17 protein-coding genes are annotated in these 14,721 nt (G+C 70.6%); 11 read left to right on the top strand and 6 right to left on the bottom strand.

Features of this window, described 5'->3' with window-relative positions; genetic code table 11:
• Positions 1-49 precede the first annotated feature (49 nt).
• Positions 50-517, bottom strand: coding sequence for an SRPBCC family protein (locus AB0H43_RS16770; RefSeq protein ID WP_360000239.1), 468 nt, complete (start codon positions 515-517; stop codon positions 50-52).
• A 1-nt stretch (position 518) separates the two neighbouring features.
• On the bottom strand, positions 519-866 hold the full coding sequence (locus AB0H43_RS16765; RefSeq protein WP_360000238.1) for a metalloregulator ArsR/SmtB family transcription factor: 348 nt from the start codon (positions 864-866) through the stop codon (positions 519-521).
• A 130-nt stretch (positions 867-996) separates the two neighbouring features.
• On the opposite strand from AB0H43_RS16765, the gene AB0H43_RS16760 reads away from it, so the two are divergent.
• The 3 genes from AB0H43_RS16760 (at position 997) to AB0H43_RS16750 (ending at position 3,378) form a co-directional block, all read left to right on the top strand.
• Entirely contained in the window at positions 997-1,158 is a 162-nt protein-coding gene (locus AB0H43_RS16760; protein ID WP_360000237.1) for a hypothetical protein, read from the top strand.
• 70 nt (positions 1,159-1,228) lie between these two features.
• The gene (locus AB0H43_RS16755) at positions 1,229-2,116 is read left to right on the top strand and encodes a sigma-70 family RNA polymerase sigma factor (RefSeq protein WP_360000236.1); all 888 of its coding nucleotides are present in this window, start codon (positions 1,229-1,231) and stop codon (positions 2,114-2,116) included.
• 98 nt (positions 2,117-2,214) lie between these two features.
• Positions 2,215-3,378, top strand: a complete 1,164-nt coding sequence (locus tag AB0H43_RS16750; RefSeq protein WP_360000235.1) for a serine hydrolase domain-containing protein — start codon at positions 2,215-2,217, stop codon at positions 3,376-3,378.
• 142 nt (positions 3,379-3,520) lie between these two features.
• On the opposite strand, the gene AB0H43_RS16745 is transcribed toward AB0H43_RS16750, so the two are convergent.
• The gene (locus AB0H43_RS16745; protein WP_360000234.1) at positions 3,521-4,201 is read right to left on the bottom strand and encodes a hypothetical protein; all 681 of its coding nucleotides are present in this window, start codon (positions 4,199-4,201) and stop codon (positions 3,521-3,523) included.
• Entirely contained in the window at positions 4,198-4,794 is a 597-nt protein-coding gene (locus AB0H43_RS16740) for an RNA polymerase sigma factor (RefSeq protein ID WP_360000233.1), read from the bottom strand. The genes AB0H43_RS16745 and AB0H43_RS16740 overlap by 4 nt, the downstream gene beginning before the upstream one ends.
• 171 nt (positions 4,795-4,965) lie before the next feature.
• On the opposite strand from AB0H43_RS16740, the gene AB0H43_RS16735 reads away from it, so the two are divergent.
• Genes AB0H43_RS16735 through AB0H43_RS16715 form a run of 5 tightly spaced genes read left to right on the top strand, consistent with a single transcriptional unit; the run spans position 4,966 to position 9,654 of the window.
• Entirely contained in the window at positions 4,966-5,310 is a 345-nt protein-coding gene (locus AB0H43_RS16735; RefSeq protein ID WP_360000232.1) for a YciI family protein, read from the top strand.
• Positions 5,310-6,518, top strand: a complete 1,209-nt coding sequence (locus tag AB0H43_RS16730) for a sigma-70 family RNA polymerase sigma factor (protein ID WP_360000231.1) — start codon at positions 5,310-5,312, stop codon at positions 6,516-6,518. The genes AB0H43_RS16735 and AB0H43_RS16730 overlap by 1 nt, the downstream gene beginning before the upstream one ends.
• Positions 6,519-6,548: 30 nt before the next feature.
• Positions 6,549-7,535: a hypothetical protein gene (locus tag AB0H43_RS16725; RefSeq protein WP_360000230.1), complete on the top strand. Its 987-nt coding sequence runs from the start codon at positions 6,549-6,551 to the stop codon at positions 7,533-7,535.
• Positions 7,532-8,815, top strand: coding sequence for an MFS transporter (locus AB0H43_RS16720; RefSeq protein ID WP_360000229.1), 1,284 nt, complete (start codon positions 7,532-7,534; stop codon positions 8,813-8,815). Before AB0H43_RS16725 ends, AB0H43_RS16720 begins: the two co-directional genes overlap by 4 nt.
• A complete protein-coding gene (locus AB0H43_RS16715) occupies positions 8,812-9,654 on the top strand; it encodes an SDR family NAD(P)-dependent oxidoreductase (RefSeq protein WP_360000228.1) in 843 nt (280 codons plus the stop codon). Before AB0H43_RS16720 ends, AB0H43_RS16715 begins: the two co-directional genes overlap by 4 nt.
• Positions 9,655-9,751: 97 nt before the next feature.
• On the opposite strand, the gene AB0H43_RS16710 is transcribed toward AB0H43_RS16715, so the two are convergent.
• The gene (locus tag AB0H43_RS16710; RefSeq protein ID WP_360000227.1) at positions 9,752-11,077 is read right to left on the bottom strand and encodes an amino acid permease; all 1,326 of its coding nucleotides are present in this window, start codon (positions 11,075-11,077) and stop codon (positions 9,752-9,754) included.
• A gap of 70 nt (positions 11,078-11,147) precedes the next feature.
• On the opposite strand from AB0H43_RS16710, the gene AB0H43_RS16705 reads away from it, so the two are divergent.
• Positions 11,148-12,113: a helix-turn-helix domain-containing protein gene (locus AB0H43_RS16705; RefSeq protein WP_360000226.1), complete on the top strand. Its 966-nt coding sequence runs from the start codon at positions 11,148-11,150 to the stop codon at positions 12,111-12,113.
• Positions 12,114-12,126: 13 nt separating this feature from the next.
• Here the strand turns inward: AB0H43_RS16705 and AB0H43_RS16700 are convergent, their stop codons facing one another.
• Complete coding sequence (locus AB0H43_RS16700) at positions 12,127-13,107, bottom strand: nitroreductase (protein ID WP_360000225.1); 981 nt, start codon at positions 13,105-13,107, stop codon at positions 12,127-12,129.
• A 441-nt stretch (positions 13,108-13,548) separates the two neighbouring features.
• Here AB0H43_RS16700 and AB0H43_RS16695 point away from each other — a divergent pair, with 441 nt between their 5' ends.
• Positions 13,549-13,968: an acyl-CoA thioesterase gene (locus AB0H43_RS16695; protein WP_360000224.1), complete on the top strand. Its 420-nt coding sequence runs from the start codon at positions 13,549-13,551 to the stop codon at positions 13,966-13,968.
• 245 nt (positions 13,969-14,213) lie between these two features.
• The gene (locus tag AB0H43_RS16690) at positions 14,214-14,522 is read left to right on the top strand and encodes a hypothetical protein (protein WP_360000223.1); all 309 of its coding nucleotides are present in this window, start codon (positions 14,214-14,216) and stop codon (positions 14,520-14,522) included.
• Positions 14,523-14,721 lie beyond the last annotated feature (199 nt).

Raw genomic sequence — 14,721 nt, 5'->3', positions numbered from 1 at the left:
TTTCAGTCTCTGCAAATTCTTTTCCGGTGACGCGCGGCACAGCCAGGACTCAGAGCTTGGCCAGGTACGCCTCGAGCGCCTCGTAGGACTGGCGTGCTCCGGTCTCCATGCCGGAGGCGATCATGCCGTCCCGGTCCTCCTGGCTGGTGAACATGGACGTCGTTGTGACGAGCGTCTTGCCGTCCTGCTCGGTCAGGACCATCGTGTCGGTCGCGATGTGGCCGGGCAGTCCCTCCCATTCGAAGGTCTGCACCACCTTCTCGTTCGGGACCAGCTCCAGGATCTCGCCCCGGAACGCCTCGTCGCCCTCCGGCGAGTGCTCGACGAAGCGGTAGCGCCCGCCGACGCGTACGTCGATCTCGATGGTCATCGGGTTGCCCCGGCCCCACCAGTGCTTCAGATGCTCCGGGTCGGTGAAGGCGGCCCAGACCAGCTCGCGGGGAGCGTCGAAGACGCGGGTCATGACGATCTCGCGGTCGCCCCGCGGGGTCACCTGGAAAACGGCGTTCTCGGACATCTCACTTCTCCTTCGGCGTACTCGGATGCTGGAGTTCTCGCAGGTAGTCGTCGAGGCGGTCGTAGCGCTCCTCCCAGAAGCGGCGGTACGTCTCGACCCACTCGGTGACGTCCCGCAGGGGAGCGGCCTCCAATCGGCACGGCCGCCACTGCGCGTCCCGGCCTCGCGTGATCAACCCGGCCTGCTCCAGCACCTTCAGATGTTTGGAGACCGCCTGGAGGCTGATCGGGAACGGCTCGGCCAGCTGGTTCACCGTCGCTTCGCCCTCGGCGAGCCGGGCGAGGATGGCCCGTCTCGTCGGGTCGGCCAGCGCCGCGAACACCGTGCTGAGCTGATCCACCGTGACCACCTTATTCAACCAATCGGTTAATCAACCGATAAGTTGAGTATGGGCCGCGTGCTGAAGGCGTGTCAAGCCGATCCGGGAAATTCGCGTCGTTCGGCGCGACGCCAGGCGCAACTCTCGGTACGTTGGCCAGGTGACCGAGGTGCCCGACGCCGACCGCCAGGACCAGGAACTCCCCGTCGTGTTCGACGACGAGGACGACGCCTCCGTCGAGCCGGAGATCGGCGACGACGTGCCCGAGGCCGACGCCGTCGAACAGGCCCAGGTCGTCCCGCTCGACGACGAGTACGAGTAGTCCGCCGACTCCTGTCACATTCGATCCGCTCCGTTCGTCAGGGTGCTGAACGGAGAGGAAGACTGTGATCATGAACGACACGGAATGGCTGGCGGGCGAGTTCGAGGGACACCGCTCGCACCTGCGCGCGGTCGCGTACCGGATGCTCGGCTCGTTGAGCGAGGCCGACGACGCGGTGCAGGAGGCCTGGCTCCGGCTGAGCCGGTCGGACACCGCCGAGGTACGCAACCTGGGCGGCTGGCTGACCACTGTGGTCGGCCGTGTGTGCCTGGACATGCTGCGCTCGCGCACCTCCCGGCGGGAGGAGTCGCTGGACGTGCGTGTTCCCGACCCCATCGTGGCTCCGGCCGACGGCATCGACCCCGAGCAGGAGGCGATGCTCGCCGACTCGGTCGGCCTGGCGCTGCAGGTCGTGCTGGACACCCTCACCCCGGCGGAGCGCCTGGCCTTCGTCCTGCACGACATGTTCGCGTTGCCGTTCGACGACATCGGCCCGATCGTCGGCCGGGCGCCGGACGCGACGCGGCAGCTCGCCAGCCGGGCCCGGCGGCGGGTCCAGGGCGGCGCGCCCGTCCCCGATCGCGATCTCGGCCGTCAGCGTGAGGTCGTCGACGCCTTCCTGGCGGCTTCGCGGGGCGGCGATTTCGAGGCGCTGGTCGCGCTGCTGGACCCCGACGTCGTACTCCGCGCGGACTTCGGGGCGGCCCCGTTCGACGTCGCCCGGCTGGTGCGGGGGGCCGAGGCGGTGGCCCGGCAGGCGCTCATGTTCTCCAAGATGGCTCAGTACGCTCGCCCGGCGCTGGTCAACGGCGCGATCGGGGTGGTCAACATCCCGCCGTCGGGCCAGGTCTACGGGGTCATGGGGATGACCGTCGTCGACGGCCGGATCGTCGCGATCGACATCCTCGCCGACCCCGAACGCCTCGCCGGTCTGGACCTCTCCGACCTCACGGACTGAGATCGCAGAAATCGCGGGGATCGCGGAAATCGGGGAGAGTGTCGTATCCCGCCTCCCTCGTCCGACGCGTTGAGGAAGACTCACGACTGGAGGCGATCATGACGAGCCCGCTGAACGAGGAACTCACCGCCGCGATGACCGGCCGGGTGGCCCGAGGCGAGCTGCCCGGCCTGGTCTACGCCGTGGCGTACGGGGACGACGTCGAGGTGACGGCGCTGGGGGACACCGCGTTCGGCGGCACTCCGATGCGACCCGACACGATCTTCCGGATCGCGTCGCTGACCAAACCCGTGCTGGCGGCCGCCACGATGCTGCTGGTCGACGACGGCACGATCGCCCTCGACGAACCGGTCGACCGGCTGCTCCCCGAGCTGTCCGACCGGCGGGTGCTCCGTACGCTCGACGCTCCGCTGGACGACACCGTTCCCGCCGAGCGGCCCATCACGGTCGAGGACCTCCTCACCTTCCGGCTCGGACAGGGGATGATCACGGAACCGTCGTTCCAGCCCGCGTACCCGATCGTCCAGGCGGCCCGAGACGCCGAGCTGGTGCTGGACGTGCCCGATCCGCGTACGCCCCTGGACCCGGACGAGTGGCTCCGGCGGTTCGGTCGACTGCCCCTGATGGATCAGCCCGGTACGCGCTGGCGGTACAACACGGGGACGCTCGTGCTCGGCGTACTGGTGGCGCGGGCGGCCGGCAAGCCGCTGGGGGAGTTCCTCGCCGAACGGCTCTTCGCACCGCTGAACATGACCGGCACCGGATTCTGGCTACCTGAGGAGCAGGCCGACCGGCTACCGGCGTACTATATGAGCGACCTTCAGGGCGGGCCGTTGCAGGAGCAGCCGGTGTCGGCGGCGGCCGAGTGGACGCGACCGCCCGCCTTCCCGTCCGGCTCGGCCGGGTTGCTCTCCACCGCCGCGGACTATCTGGCCTTCGCCCAGATGCTGCGCCGAAACGGCGACGGACTCCTGTCAGAAGACTCCGTACGCCGGATGACGACGAATCAGCTCACCCCGGAGCAGGTCGGCTCGGCGGGAATGCTGCTGGGCGGCCGTGGCTGGGGGTACGGCATGGCGGTGACCGTCACGCCGGACGACGCGGCGGACGTGCCCGGCCGATACGGCTGGGAGGGCGGCTACGGCACGGTGTGGTTCACCGATCCGCATCGGGACCTGATCGGCATCGCCCTCACCCAGGTCTCCGACTTCTACATCCTGGGCGGTGCGGCCGAGTTCACCCGGCTCGCGTACGCCCGCTGAGCCGATGCCGCACGGGCGACGTCTGGGGGGCGTCGCCCGTGCGGCGGATCCTCAGGCGTGGGGTGCGAGGCACGCCGAGGACTGTTCGCCCGCCGGGACACGATGCCCGATCACCGTCGTCCCAGCGGGCGAAGTCAGGCCGTCAGCGGTGCGACGGCGTCACGGTCGGCGCGCCCGGGTGGTCCGTCGGCTTGACGGTCGGGACGCCGCTCGGCTTCGTGCTCGGCTTGCCGCCGGTCGGCGTACTGGGCTTGGCGCCCGGCCCGGTCGGCTTCGCGCTGGGCAGCAGGGTGACGCAGTAGTCGGTGACCTTGTCGAGGCCGCCGGCGGCGGTCACGAGCGCCTGGAACGCCGGGCTCTCCAGCGCCTTGCCTCGTTCGCCGTCCGGCTTGGCGGCGTACGCCTTGCAGAGCCCTTCGAGGTTGGGCGAGGGCGAGCCCTTCGCGCCGGGGCTGTGGCTCGGCTTGGCGCTGTGGCTGGCGGAGGGCTTGCCGGTCGCCCCGTTCAGCGGGTTGGGCAGCACGCCGGTGGTCGCTGCGAGGGCCACGCCGCCGCCGACGGCGACCGCGGCGATGGCCGCCGCCTTCACGGTGAGCGCTTTCGCCAGGGCTGTCTTGAGCATCGAACGTCTCCGGGGTTGGGGGACAGCGTCGCGATGAGCCCGGAACGCCTCCGCCGTCGCCCGCCGACCGGCCAGCTCACCCGGGTGGGCGGGCGCAGCCGCTGCGGCGAGCAGGTCGGCCAGGGGCGCCGGTCCGCCTTCGTGCCCGCCGTCGAGCAGGTGCCCGGCGGCGGCTCGCCGAAGTCGGGGCCGCGTGCTCATCTCGCCTCCTTAACCGCCGGCGTCGCCAAAAACGTCACTCTCGTTCGGTTTTCGCTGGTCGTGGGGGTGGTCAGCTGATCGGCGAGCCGTTGCAGACCGCGATGGGCGGCGGTACGCACAGCGCCCGGCCGCTTGCCGAGCACCTTCCCGGCGGTCTTCGCGTCGAGGCCCAGAACCGCGCGCAGCATCACCGCCTCGGCCTGATCCCGCGGAAGGGTCGCGATGAGGCGTACGGCGGCGTCGGTGGCGACCGCCGCCAGGGCCAGCGTTTCGGCGTCTTCGTGCGCGGGCAGGTCGGCGAGGTCCTCGGCGGGCACCGGCACGGCCGGACGGCGGTCGCGGTGCCGCAGATGGTCGATGGCCCGATGCCGGGCGATGGCCGCGGCCCAGCCTCGGAACGCCTGATCGTCGCCGGTGAACGCGGGCAGATCGCGGACGATGCACAGCCACGCCTCGGAGGCGACGTCCTCGGCGTCGGAACCCACCAGAACGCGCAGGTAGCGCAGCAGACCCGGATGGACAGCGCAGTACACCTGGTCGAACGCGAGTTCGTCGCCGTCCTGGGCCCGCCGGATGAGCGAAGCCGACGTCACCCGGGCCATGTTTGCCGATCACTGCGGTCGGGCCAACGTGGCATCGGGTCGGTAGTTCGGCCCCATCCGTGTCACGGCCCGCGACAGCCCAAATCGCCGGTGGGAGAGTGTCGAAATGCGGGAGGGGTGTTCGTGTAGGAGGTAGGAAGGTTGTGGGAAGGGAGTCAGACCATGCCGGAGTACCTGCTCAGCATCTACCAGCCCGACGGTGATCCGCCGCCGCCGGAGGTCCTCGACCCGATCATGGAGAACCTGGCGACGCTGAACGACGAGATGCGGCGTACGGGGGTCTGGGTGTTCGCGATGGGCCTGCATCCGGCGAGCACCGCCACCGTGGTACGCCCACGGGAGAACCTGATCACCGACGGGCCGTACGCCGAGGGCAAGGAGCACGTCGGCGGGTTCACCGTCATCCGGGCCGCCGACCTGGACGAGGCGCTGAGCTGGGGCCGGCGGATGGCGGCCGTCCTGACGTTGCCCGTCGAGGTCCGGCCGATCGCGTTCGAAGAGAAGTAGTGACCGACGTCGAGGCGGTGTTCCGCGCGGAGTACGGACGCGCGGTCGCCGTTCTCGTGCGCGCCTTCGGCGACATCGACCTCGCCGAGGAGGCCGTGCAGGACGCCTTCGCCGAGGCGGTCCGGCGCTGGCCGGTGACGGGTATGCCGCCCAGCCCGGCCGGGTGGATCATCACCACCGCTCGCAACCGCGCGATCGACCGCGTACGCCGGGAGGCCGCCCGGGACGCGAAACAGGCCGAGGCGGCCCTGCTGGCGGCCGCCCAGGAGGCAGACCGGCCCGAGTCGGGGGAGGGGAGTCCGGTGGACGACGACCGCCTGCGGCTGATCTTCACATGCTGCCATCCGGCGCTGGCCGAATCGGCCCAGGTCGCACTGACACTGAAGTTGCTCGGTGGCCTCACGACGGCCGAGATCGCGAACGCGTTCCTCGTCCCCGAGCCGACCATGGCGCAGCGCCTCGTCCGGGCCAAGGGCAAGATCCGCGACGCCCACATCCCGTACCGGGTGCCCGGGGATGCCGACCTGCCCGATCGGCTGCGCTCGGTGCTCGCCGTCGTCTATCTCATCTACACCGAGGGGCACCTCGGCCGGGCCGAGCTGAGCGTCGAGGCGATCCGGCTCGCCCGGTTGCTCGCCGGGCTCATGCCCGACGAGCCGGAGGTGCTGGGACTCCTGGCGTTGCTGCTTCTGACCGAGGCGCGCCGGCCCGCCCGGGCCGACCGTCTCGTGCCACTGCCCGATCAGGACCGTCGGCTGTGGAACGCCGAGCTGATCGCCGAGGGTCAGGACCTCGTCCGGCGCTGCCTGCGGCGGAACCAGCCCGGCCCCTATCAGATCCAGGCCGCGATCAACGCCGTGCACAGCGACGCGCATACCGCTGACCGGACCGACTGGCGGCAGATCGTCCAGCTCTACGATCAGCTGCTGGCGGTCGCGCCGAGCCCGGTCACCGAGCTGCATCGGGCGGTCGCGGTCGCCGAGACCGACGGCCCGCTCGTGGCACTGTCCATCGTCGACTCACTGCCGCTGTCCGGTTATTACCTCTGGTACGCCGTCCGCGCCGATCTGCTGCGGCGGCTCGACCGGACGCGGGCCGCCCTTTCGGCGTACGACATGGCATTGAGCCTGGTGACCCAGCCGGCCGAGCGGGCCTTCCTGAGCGCGCGCCGCGCGGACGTCGCCGCTTCCGGAGCGAATTCGCAGTGATTTCATGGCGGTGCTTCCCACAATGCCGCCATGACTGACACGAGCACATTGCGCCGGCTGGTGTGGCTGTTCCCGGACCGGGAGTCGACCCGGATGGGGGCCAAGTGGGGCGCGGCGTTCTGGGACGCCTACACCGACGTCGCCAAGCAGCTGGACCTGTCGTGGGAGCGGGTGACGCCGGAGGCGGTGACCGTCGACGCGCTGGATCCGACGGCGGCGAAGTTCTACATCGACGGCGAGCCGGTGACACCCGAGGACACGCTGTTCATCACGTCCATCTATTCGCTGCCCTACCAGTCGGCCGACGTCTTCACCCAGTTCACCCTGTACGCCGTGCTGGAGCAGGGCGGCTTCTACCTGCCGCATCCGCCCAGCCTGGCGGCGGTCTGCAACGACAAGATGGCGACGATCCTGATGCTCAAGGACTCGCCGGTGCCGCCGATCCCGACGGTCCGCATCGGATCGGGCCGCGACCTCGTCTTCGACGAGTACGAGGCGGTCACCGAGAACCTGACGTATCCGGCGATCGCGAAGCCGTCGGGCTGGGCGACGTCGCGCGGCATCAACATCGCGCGCGACTCGCACGACGTACGCGGACTGCTCAGCCTGGCGCAGGGCGGGGACACGGTGCTGGTCTTCCAGCCGTTCCTCGGCCACGGGACGACCGACTACCGGCTGCATCTCGTCGACGGCAAGGTGGCCGCCGTCCTGGTACGCCAACCCGGGCCGGGCGCGCCGTATCCGCAGTTCAGCACGGGCGCGAAGCTGTCCTACATCGACACTCCGCCGGAGCTGGAGGAGGCGGTGGCCTACTTCGCCGAGAAGTTCCCGGTACCGTACCTGTGCGTCGACTTCCTGCACGACGGCGAGAAGTTCTGGCTCTCCGAAATCGAATTCGACGGCGCCATCATGTGCCCGGGCCCGGACTACGTGCAGAAGCAGCGGGACACCATTCAGGCTCGGTTCGAGGCCTACCGCTCGGCCCACGCCCGGTTCCTCGCGCAGGGGCGGTCATGACCCTCGGCCGGGAGTTCAACCTGCTGTGGGCGGGGCAGACGGTCAGCAACGTCGGCGACAAGATCACCTTGTTCGTCGTGCCGACGGTGATGATCCTGCTGCTGCACGCCTCGGCGTTCCAGGTCGGCCTGGTGGGCATGGCGCAGTATCTCGCCATCCCGCTGCTCAGCCTGGTCGCCGGGATGCTCGTGGACCGCTGGAATCTGCGTGCCACGCTGGTCGCCTGCGACCTGATCCGGCTGCTCGTCGTGCTGTCGATGCCGATCGCGTACTGGCTGGACGTGCTGTCGATCCCGCTCGTGTTCGCGGCGGTGGCGGTGCTCAACGCGACGTCGGTCTTCTTCAACATCGGTTACACCGCCACCATCGCGGCGATCGTGCCCGGCGACGGACGGGTCAAGGCGTACGCGAACCTCGAGACCAGCCGGACGGCGTCCGAAGTGGTCGGACCGGCCATCGCCGGCGTGCTGTACCAGCTCATGGGAGTGGCGTCCCTGGTGGTCGACGCGGTCACCTACCTCGTGTCGGCCGGATCGATCCGGGCCATGCAGCCTTACGGCTCCGCCGTGGAGCGCAAGGAGTCGATGTGGGCCCGGCTCAAGCAGGGCGTGCTGCTGAACTGGCGCGATCCGGTGCTCCGGCGCACGGTGCAGGGCACCCTCCTCGCCAACATCGGCGGGCCGATCTACGTCACCGTGATGCCGATGTTCGCGTACCGGGGACTCGGGTTGTCGGTCGGCGTCATGGGCGCGGCGATGTCGGTCGCGGCGGCAGGCGCGGTCGTCGGCACCTTCTTCGCCCAGCGGATCAGCCGCAAGATCGGGGCGGCCCGGGTCATGCCCTGGTCGATCTTCCTCCACTCGTTCGTCGGGCTCGGCATCCTCGCTGCTCCGGCGCTGCCGGGCGCGGTCGTCATCGGCGCCACGCTGGCGGCGTACGGGTTCTTCATGGTCTGGTACAACGTCAGCACCGCCGCCGTCCGGCAGGCCCGGGTGCCGGTGTCGGACCAGGCGGTCTCGCACGCCGCCTTCCGCACGATCACCTGGGGCATCATCCCGCTGAGCGTGTTCGTCGGCGGCGTCGGAGTGGACCTGCTCGACGACCGGTTCGGCATCCTGGACGCCACGAAGATCACGATGATCTTCGGTACGCTCATCGGCACCTTCTTCGCCGCGGTTCCGCTGTGGGCGGTGCATCGCCTGGTCACCGCGGCCGCTTCGGACTCGGACGCTGCCGCACCCGCCGCCACCGGGGTGCCGGAGAAGGTGAGGGCGGCATGATCGTGCTCGTGACCGGATGCTCCACCGGGATCGGCCTGCACACCGCGGTCGCCGCGGCGGAGGCGGGCTGGACGGTCGTCGCCACCATGCGTGACCTGTCCCGGCAGGACGCGCTCCTGCAGGCGGCGTCCGCCGCAGGCGTGACCGTGGACGTGCGGCGGCTCGACGTCACCTCCTGGGAGTCCATTCAGGACTGTGTGGCGGGCGTCGTCGACAAGTACGGACGGCTCGACGCGGTGGTCAACAACGCGGGCGTCGGGAACACCGTGCCGACCATCGAGATGGCGTCCCTCGAGGCGTACCGGGCCAACATCGAGGTCAACTTCTTCGGCGTGGTCGCGATGACGAAGGCGGCGCTGCCGCATCTGCGGGCGAGCCGGGGCCGCGTCGTCACCCTCGGCAGCACCCGGGGGCTGGTCGGGCAGCCGTTCAACGAGGCGTACTCGGCGGCCAAGTTCGCCGTCGAGGGCTTCCTGGAGAGCCTCGCGCCCACCGCCGCCGGGATGGGCGTCACCGTCACGATCGTCGAACCCGGGCCGGTCCTGGAGACCGCGTTCGGGGCCAACACCGGCATCACGCGGGACTCGCTCATCGCCGACTGCGGGCCCTACGTCGACGTGCTGGTGCCCTACCTCGACTGGGTGGCCAACGGCGGGTACCCGGGCGCGCAGACCGCGCGGGAGGTCGCCGAGGTGGTGGTCGGGGCGCTGGCCGATCCGCGGCCACCGCTGCGCGTCCTCACCAGCTCCTGGGCCAAGGAGTACGCGAGCCGCAAACTGGCCGACGTGGACGGATCGGCCGTGCAGGCGGCGGCTCGATCGTGGCTCGGACTGCCGTGACGGCACTCGCCCCCGTGCGTGATCATTGCGCCAGCCAAGTCGTTTCCGGCGGCAATTTGTCCGCTGAAACAGCTTGGCTGGCGCAATGATCACGCGATTACGCGGGCGGTATCGCGGCGGCGGGCGGTGCTGCGGCGGACGTAGCGCGGCGGGCGGTGCTGCGGCGGACGTAGAGCAGGGCGGCCAACGCCACCAGCAGCGGCCACGCCAGGTAGAAGCCGGTCGTCAGGCTGAGGCCGATCACCGTGACGAGGGCGACCACGGCCGTCCACCACACCCCCGTACGCCGCGGCAGCAGCCGGAGGGCCGCCGCCGCGCCGACGGCGTACACGGCGACGAAGCAGCCTGTCGTCGCGAGCACCAGCGGCGCGGTGCCGACGCCGGTCGCGGCGACGATGCCGAATCCGCCCAGCCCGAGCGCGATCGTGACGAACAGACTGCGGCGGGGCACTTCACCGGCCTGACTTCCGCTCGCCAGCCAAGCCGGCAGGGCGCCGTCGCGACCCAGCGCCGCGCCGAGTTTCGCCGATCCGGCGGTGTAGGTGTTCATGACACCGAGCGTCAGCAGGACGGCCACCACGGCGGCGGCTGCCTTCGCCGGTCCGCCGAAGCCGACGGCGAGCAGCTCTGACAGTGGCGCCTCGTTCGCGCCCGCCGCCGAGCCCAGGACGAGCACGACCGTCGCGGCGATGAGCAGGTAGACCCCGCCGACGACGACGATGGCGGCGGCCGTGGCCCGGGGGAGGGCCCGAGCCGGGTTCCGGAACTCGGCCGCCAGGTGCGTCACGGCCTCCCAGCCCGCGAAGCTCCAGACGAGCAGGGCGGCGGCGGGGAAGACGGCGAACCAGCCGTGCGGCGCGAACGGCGTCAGATTGCTCAGCTTGGCGTGCGGCAGCGCGGCGATCGCCGTCACGAGGAGCAGGGTCAGCAGTACTCCGGCGAGGATCAGCTGCATCCGCCCGGAGACGCGTACGCCGAAGTAGTTGGCCAGGCCGACGACCGCGAACAAGCCGACGGCGGTGGCGTACACCGTGACGCGTCCACCGCCGAAGGCGGCCTCGACGTAGCCGCCGGTGAACAGGGCGGCGGCCGGTGCGCCCGCCGGCGTGGCGGCGTAGAACCACCAGCCGACGAGGGCGGCCGCCCGGGGCCCGAAGGCGCGGCGGGCGTAGGTGGAGACGCCGCCGCTGTCCGGATGCCGGGCGCCGAGCGCGGCGAACGTCGCGGCGAGCGGAATCGACGCCAGGACCAGGCCCAGCCAGGCGAGCAACGACGCCGGGCCGGCGACCCGGGCGGCGAGGGCCGGCAGGGCGATGACCCCGGTGCCGAGGACAGCGCCGACGTAGAGGGCGATGCCCTGGACGGTGGACAGGTGGCCGGTCGGGGTCTCCGCGGGGGCCGCCTTGGTTTCGGTGAGCGTCACGTGCACAGCCTCGCGCCGCTGGTCGGGCCAGTCCAGTGACAGGAATGCCATAGTGCGATAGATTTCTGCCATGGGCAAACCGCACGTCGTCGCGGTGGCCGTCACCGACCACGCGCCGATCTTCGAACTGGCGATCCTCTGCGAGATCTTCGGCATCTCCCGGCCCGATCTCGCCGATCCCTGGTACGAACTGCGGCTCTGCGCCGCGCATCCCGGGCCGATCCGCACCGCCCAGGGCCTGCTGATGCAGACGCCTTACGGGCTGGACGACCTGGTCGCGGCCGACACCGTCATCGCCGCCGCGATGTATCGGCCCTTCCAGATGACCCCGCCGGCGACGCTGGTCGCGGCGATGAAGGAGGCGTACGCCCGGGGTGCTCGCCTGGCGGCGATCTGCAGCGGGGCATACGCGTTGGCCGAGGCGGGGCTGCTCGACGATCGCCCGGCGACCACGCACTGGATGTACGCCGAGGAGTTCGGCACCCGCTATCCGGCGGTGAAACTGGACCCCGACGTCCTCTACGTCGACGACGGCCAGATTCTGACCTCAGCCGGCACAGGTGCGGGCATCGACCTCTGCCTGCACATGGTCGCCAACGACTTCGGGGCGACGGTGGCCAACACGGTGGCCCGCCGGATGGTGGTGCCCCCGCACCGCGACGGGGGACAGGCTCAATATGTGGAGACAGCGCGCTCGGCGCCACCCGGGTCGGCCAGCCTCGGGCCGGTGCTCGACTGGGCCCGGGAGCACCTCGCCGAGCCGCTGACCGTGGCCGACCTGGCCGAACGCGCCCGGCTGGGCCAGCGTACGTTCGTGCGCCGGTTCGCCGAGGCGACCGGCACCAGCCCGTTGCGCTGGCTCACCATCGAACGCGTACGCCTCGCCCAGCAGTTGCTGGAAACGACCGACCAGCCTGTCGAGCGGATCGCGGGCGCGGTCGGCTTCGGCACGGCGGCCAATCTGCGCCAGCACTTCAGCCGCGCGACCAGCGTCTCACCGCAGACCTATCGCAAGGTCTTCCGCAGCCGCGTCTGATCGGGCCCAGCCCTCAGTGCTTGTGGACCGTCTCGGAGGCCGGCAGCCGCGGCGTCGCCTCCGGCTCGGTCCCGTCGGCCGGGATGCCGACGCGGACGGCGAGATAAGGCCAGCCCAGGTAAGACAGCGACCGGCGCAGGATCTGCCGGCCCGCCGGGACCTCGACCGGTTCGCTGATGGGCATGATCCCGAGACCGAGGCGGACGGCGGTCAGCCACAGCGCCGACAGCGCCTCACCGCCGCGCAGCCAACCGAGCTGATTGTCCTCATCCCCGTAAAGCAACCCGTACGCCGCGGTCTTGTCGTGGTCGTCGCCGATCGGGAGGCTGCCCGACCCGCCGAATTCCCGGCTGGCCACGTTGGTCTGCGGTGGTCGCGACGGGATGACCTCGTCCGGCAGCCCGAGTTCGGTCCGCTGACCGCCGGCCCAATCGGTCAGCTCGGCCTGGATCGCCGGGTCCGAAGCGTCGATCTCCGCCGCGTGGGCGGTCGCACTGGCGAGGTCGTCGACCTGTTCGGTGTGCAGCAGCTGGAGACGGGCGCCCTCGGCGTACGCCGCCGCGGCGAGCGCCTGGAGCGCGTCGGGCGGCACGGGTCGGTTCGCCACCGGACGCCGGTCGGTGTGCCGGTGCCCGATCGTCCGGAACAGCTGCTCGGCCTCGGCGGTGATCGGAATCGCCCCCTCCAGCCGGATTCGGGCGAGCAGATCGCCCTCGCCGTCGGGCAGCCGGTCGACCTGCGTCTGCCAGCCCCAGCCGGCCAAGGCCAGCCGCGCGTGATGGAGGGTGGCGCCGCAGCTGATCGTCAGCATGCGGCCTTCCGGATCGGTCGCCGCGAGCTGGCGGGAGCGTTCGGCGTACAGCTCCAGGCGGTCGCCGTCGACCTCCCAGCGCCACGGCTGGGAGTTGTGGATCGAGGGCGCGGCCGAGGCGACCTCGGCGGCATGGGCCAGGATGTCGGGAACGGGCGCGTCGGTCTTCGGATTCGCGGCCATGGGGTGATTGTTTCCCGGATCCGCCCGGACCACGCGTCGTTTGCGGGCAATCACGGCCGAAGGGCGATCCCGGCGCCGAAAAGACCCCGGACAGGCCGACCGGCCGGCATCTCAGGTGCTCACCCCCATAAGCACCGAGGCCGACCAGTCGGTCTTGACGAGCGGCGCCAACCTCCCCCGTTGACGGTAGGCATCCACCCATCCCCTATATGCGCTGTGCCCGGCGCTCACATGATCGGCGGGACCTGCCGATCCAGGCGTCCGCACCTTGATGGTGCTGCGAGCGGTGTGCGCTTGTGCCTACGACCATAACCGCAGGTCACGCCGGTTGTCCACACCCTGCGAATACAAAACATTACTGATAGTGATTTAGCCTGGGAACTGGCTCACATCTGCCTCATCGCCACCTCCCGTCACAGGCGCTGAGTAGGGTTTATGCACGTGGAACCTTTTTCGGTCCAGATCACGGTGCGCGGCTACGAGCTGGACACCCAGGGACACCTCAACCAGGCCGTCTACCTGCAGTACGGCGAGCACGCCCGGTGGGAGTGCCTGCGTGCCGCCGGCCTGTCGCAGGACCGGCTGATCGGCAGCGGCGTCGGGCCGGTCGCGCTGGAGGTCACCGTGCGGTACCTGCGGGAACTGCGGGGCGGCGACGTGGTCGACGTCACCTGCGAATTCGAGTGGGGCGAGGGAAAGACCTTCCGGATCCGCCAGGACCTGCGGCGACCGGACGGCACCCAGGTCGCCGAACTCACCGGCGTGGGTGGACTGCTGGACCTGACCGCCCGCCGACTGGTCGCCGACCCGGCCGGGCGGTTCCGGTCCCTCGCGACGAAACCCGAGCTGATGGGCCTGTGAGGCAGCGGCCCCGGCGAGTGATGCGAAACCTCCTCAACCGGAGTACGCTCACCGCTGCGACGCCCGTTCCGGATGTGTTCCCCCGTGCGCACCCGGCCGGGCGTCGCCCATTTCTCCGTCCGTCCGATTCGGGCAACCCGGTTGTTCAGTGAATTCGCTGAACAGATTGCGAAACGGTTGCGGCCCGGATAGCGAAAGGGTGACGACGCCTCCCGCGCGCCCGCCCGTCCGGTAGAAATACGGTCATGGCAGATCGGAATGCGAGCGCACTGCTGTCCACTGAGGACCTTGTGGCGGCGGTCAAGGCGTTCGCTTCGGCGCACGGCGGAGCCAAGGCCGCCGTGGAGTACCTCGGCAAACGCGGCGCGCTGGTCATCGTGACCGGCAGCGACGGCGAGGCGACGCAACTGCCGACGACCAGCATCGAGGTCGCCCGCGACGCCTGCGGTCAGGCGGGCGTCGCCGTCGACAACGGGTGGGACAACGAGCTGACCGACCTCATCCGGCCCAGCAACGACCTCTGGCGGTCGCGCGGCCGCAGCATGTCCCGCTGACCTGGGCTCACTGTCGCGCCGTCCCCATCGGACTGCTCCCCACCGGACCGCTCACCGGACCGCTCACCGGACCGTTCTCCCCGGACCCTTTCCGCTGGATCAGGGTTCCGGGTCGAATCTTGCCCTAAGATTCGACCCGGAACCCAGATGCAGCGCCCCCCGGGGTGGGGCCCCCGGGGGGCCCCCCGGCGTGGGCCCC

Source organism: Hamadaea sp. NPDC050747 (genome assembly GCF_040654195.1).
Lineage (GTDB): Bacteria > Actinomycetota > Actinomycetes > Mycobacteriales > Micromonosporaceae > Hamadaea.
This window is presented reverse-complemented; position numbering and strand designations above follow the sequence as displayed.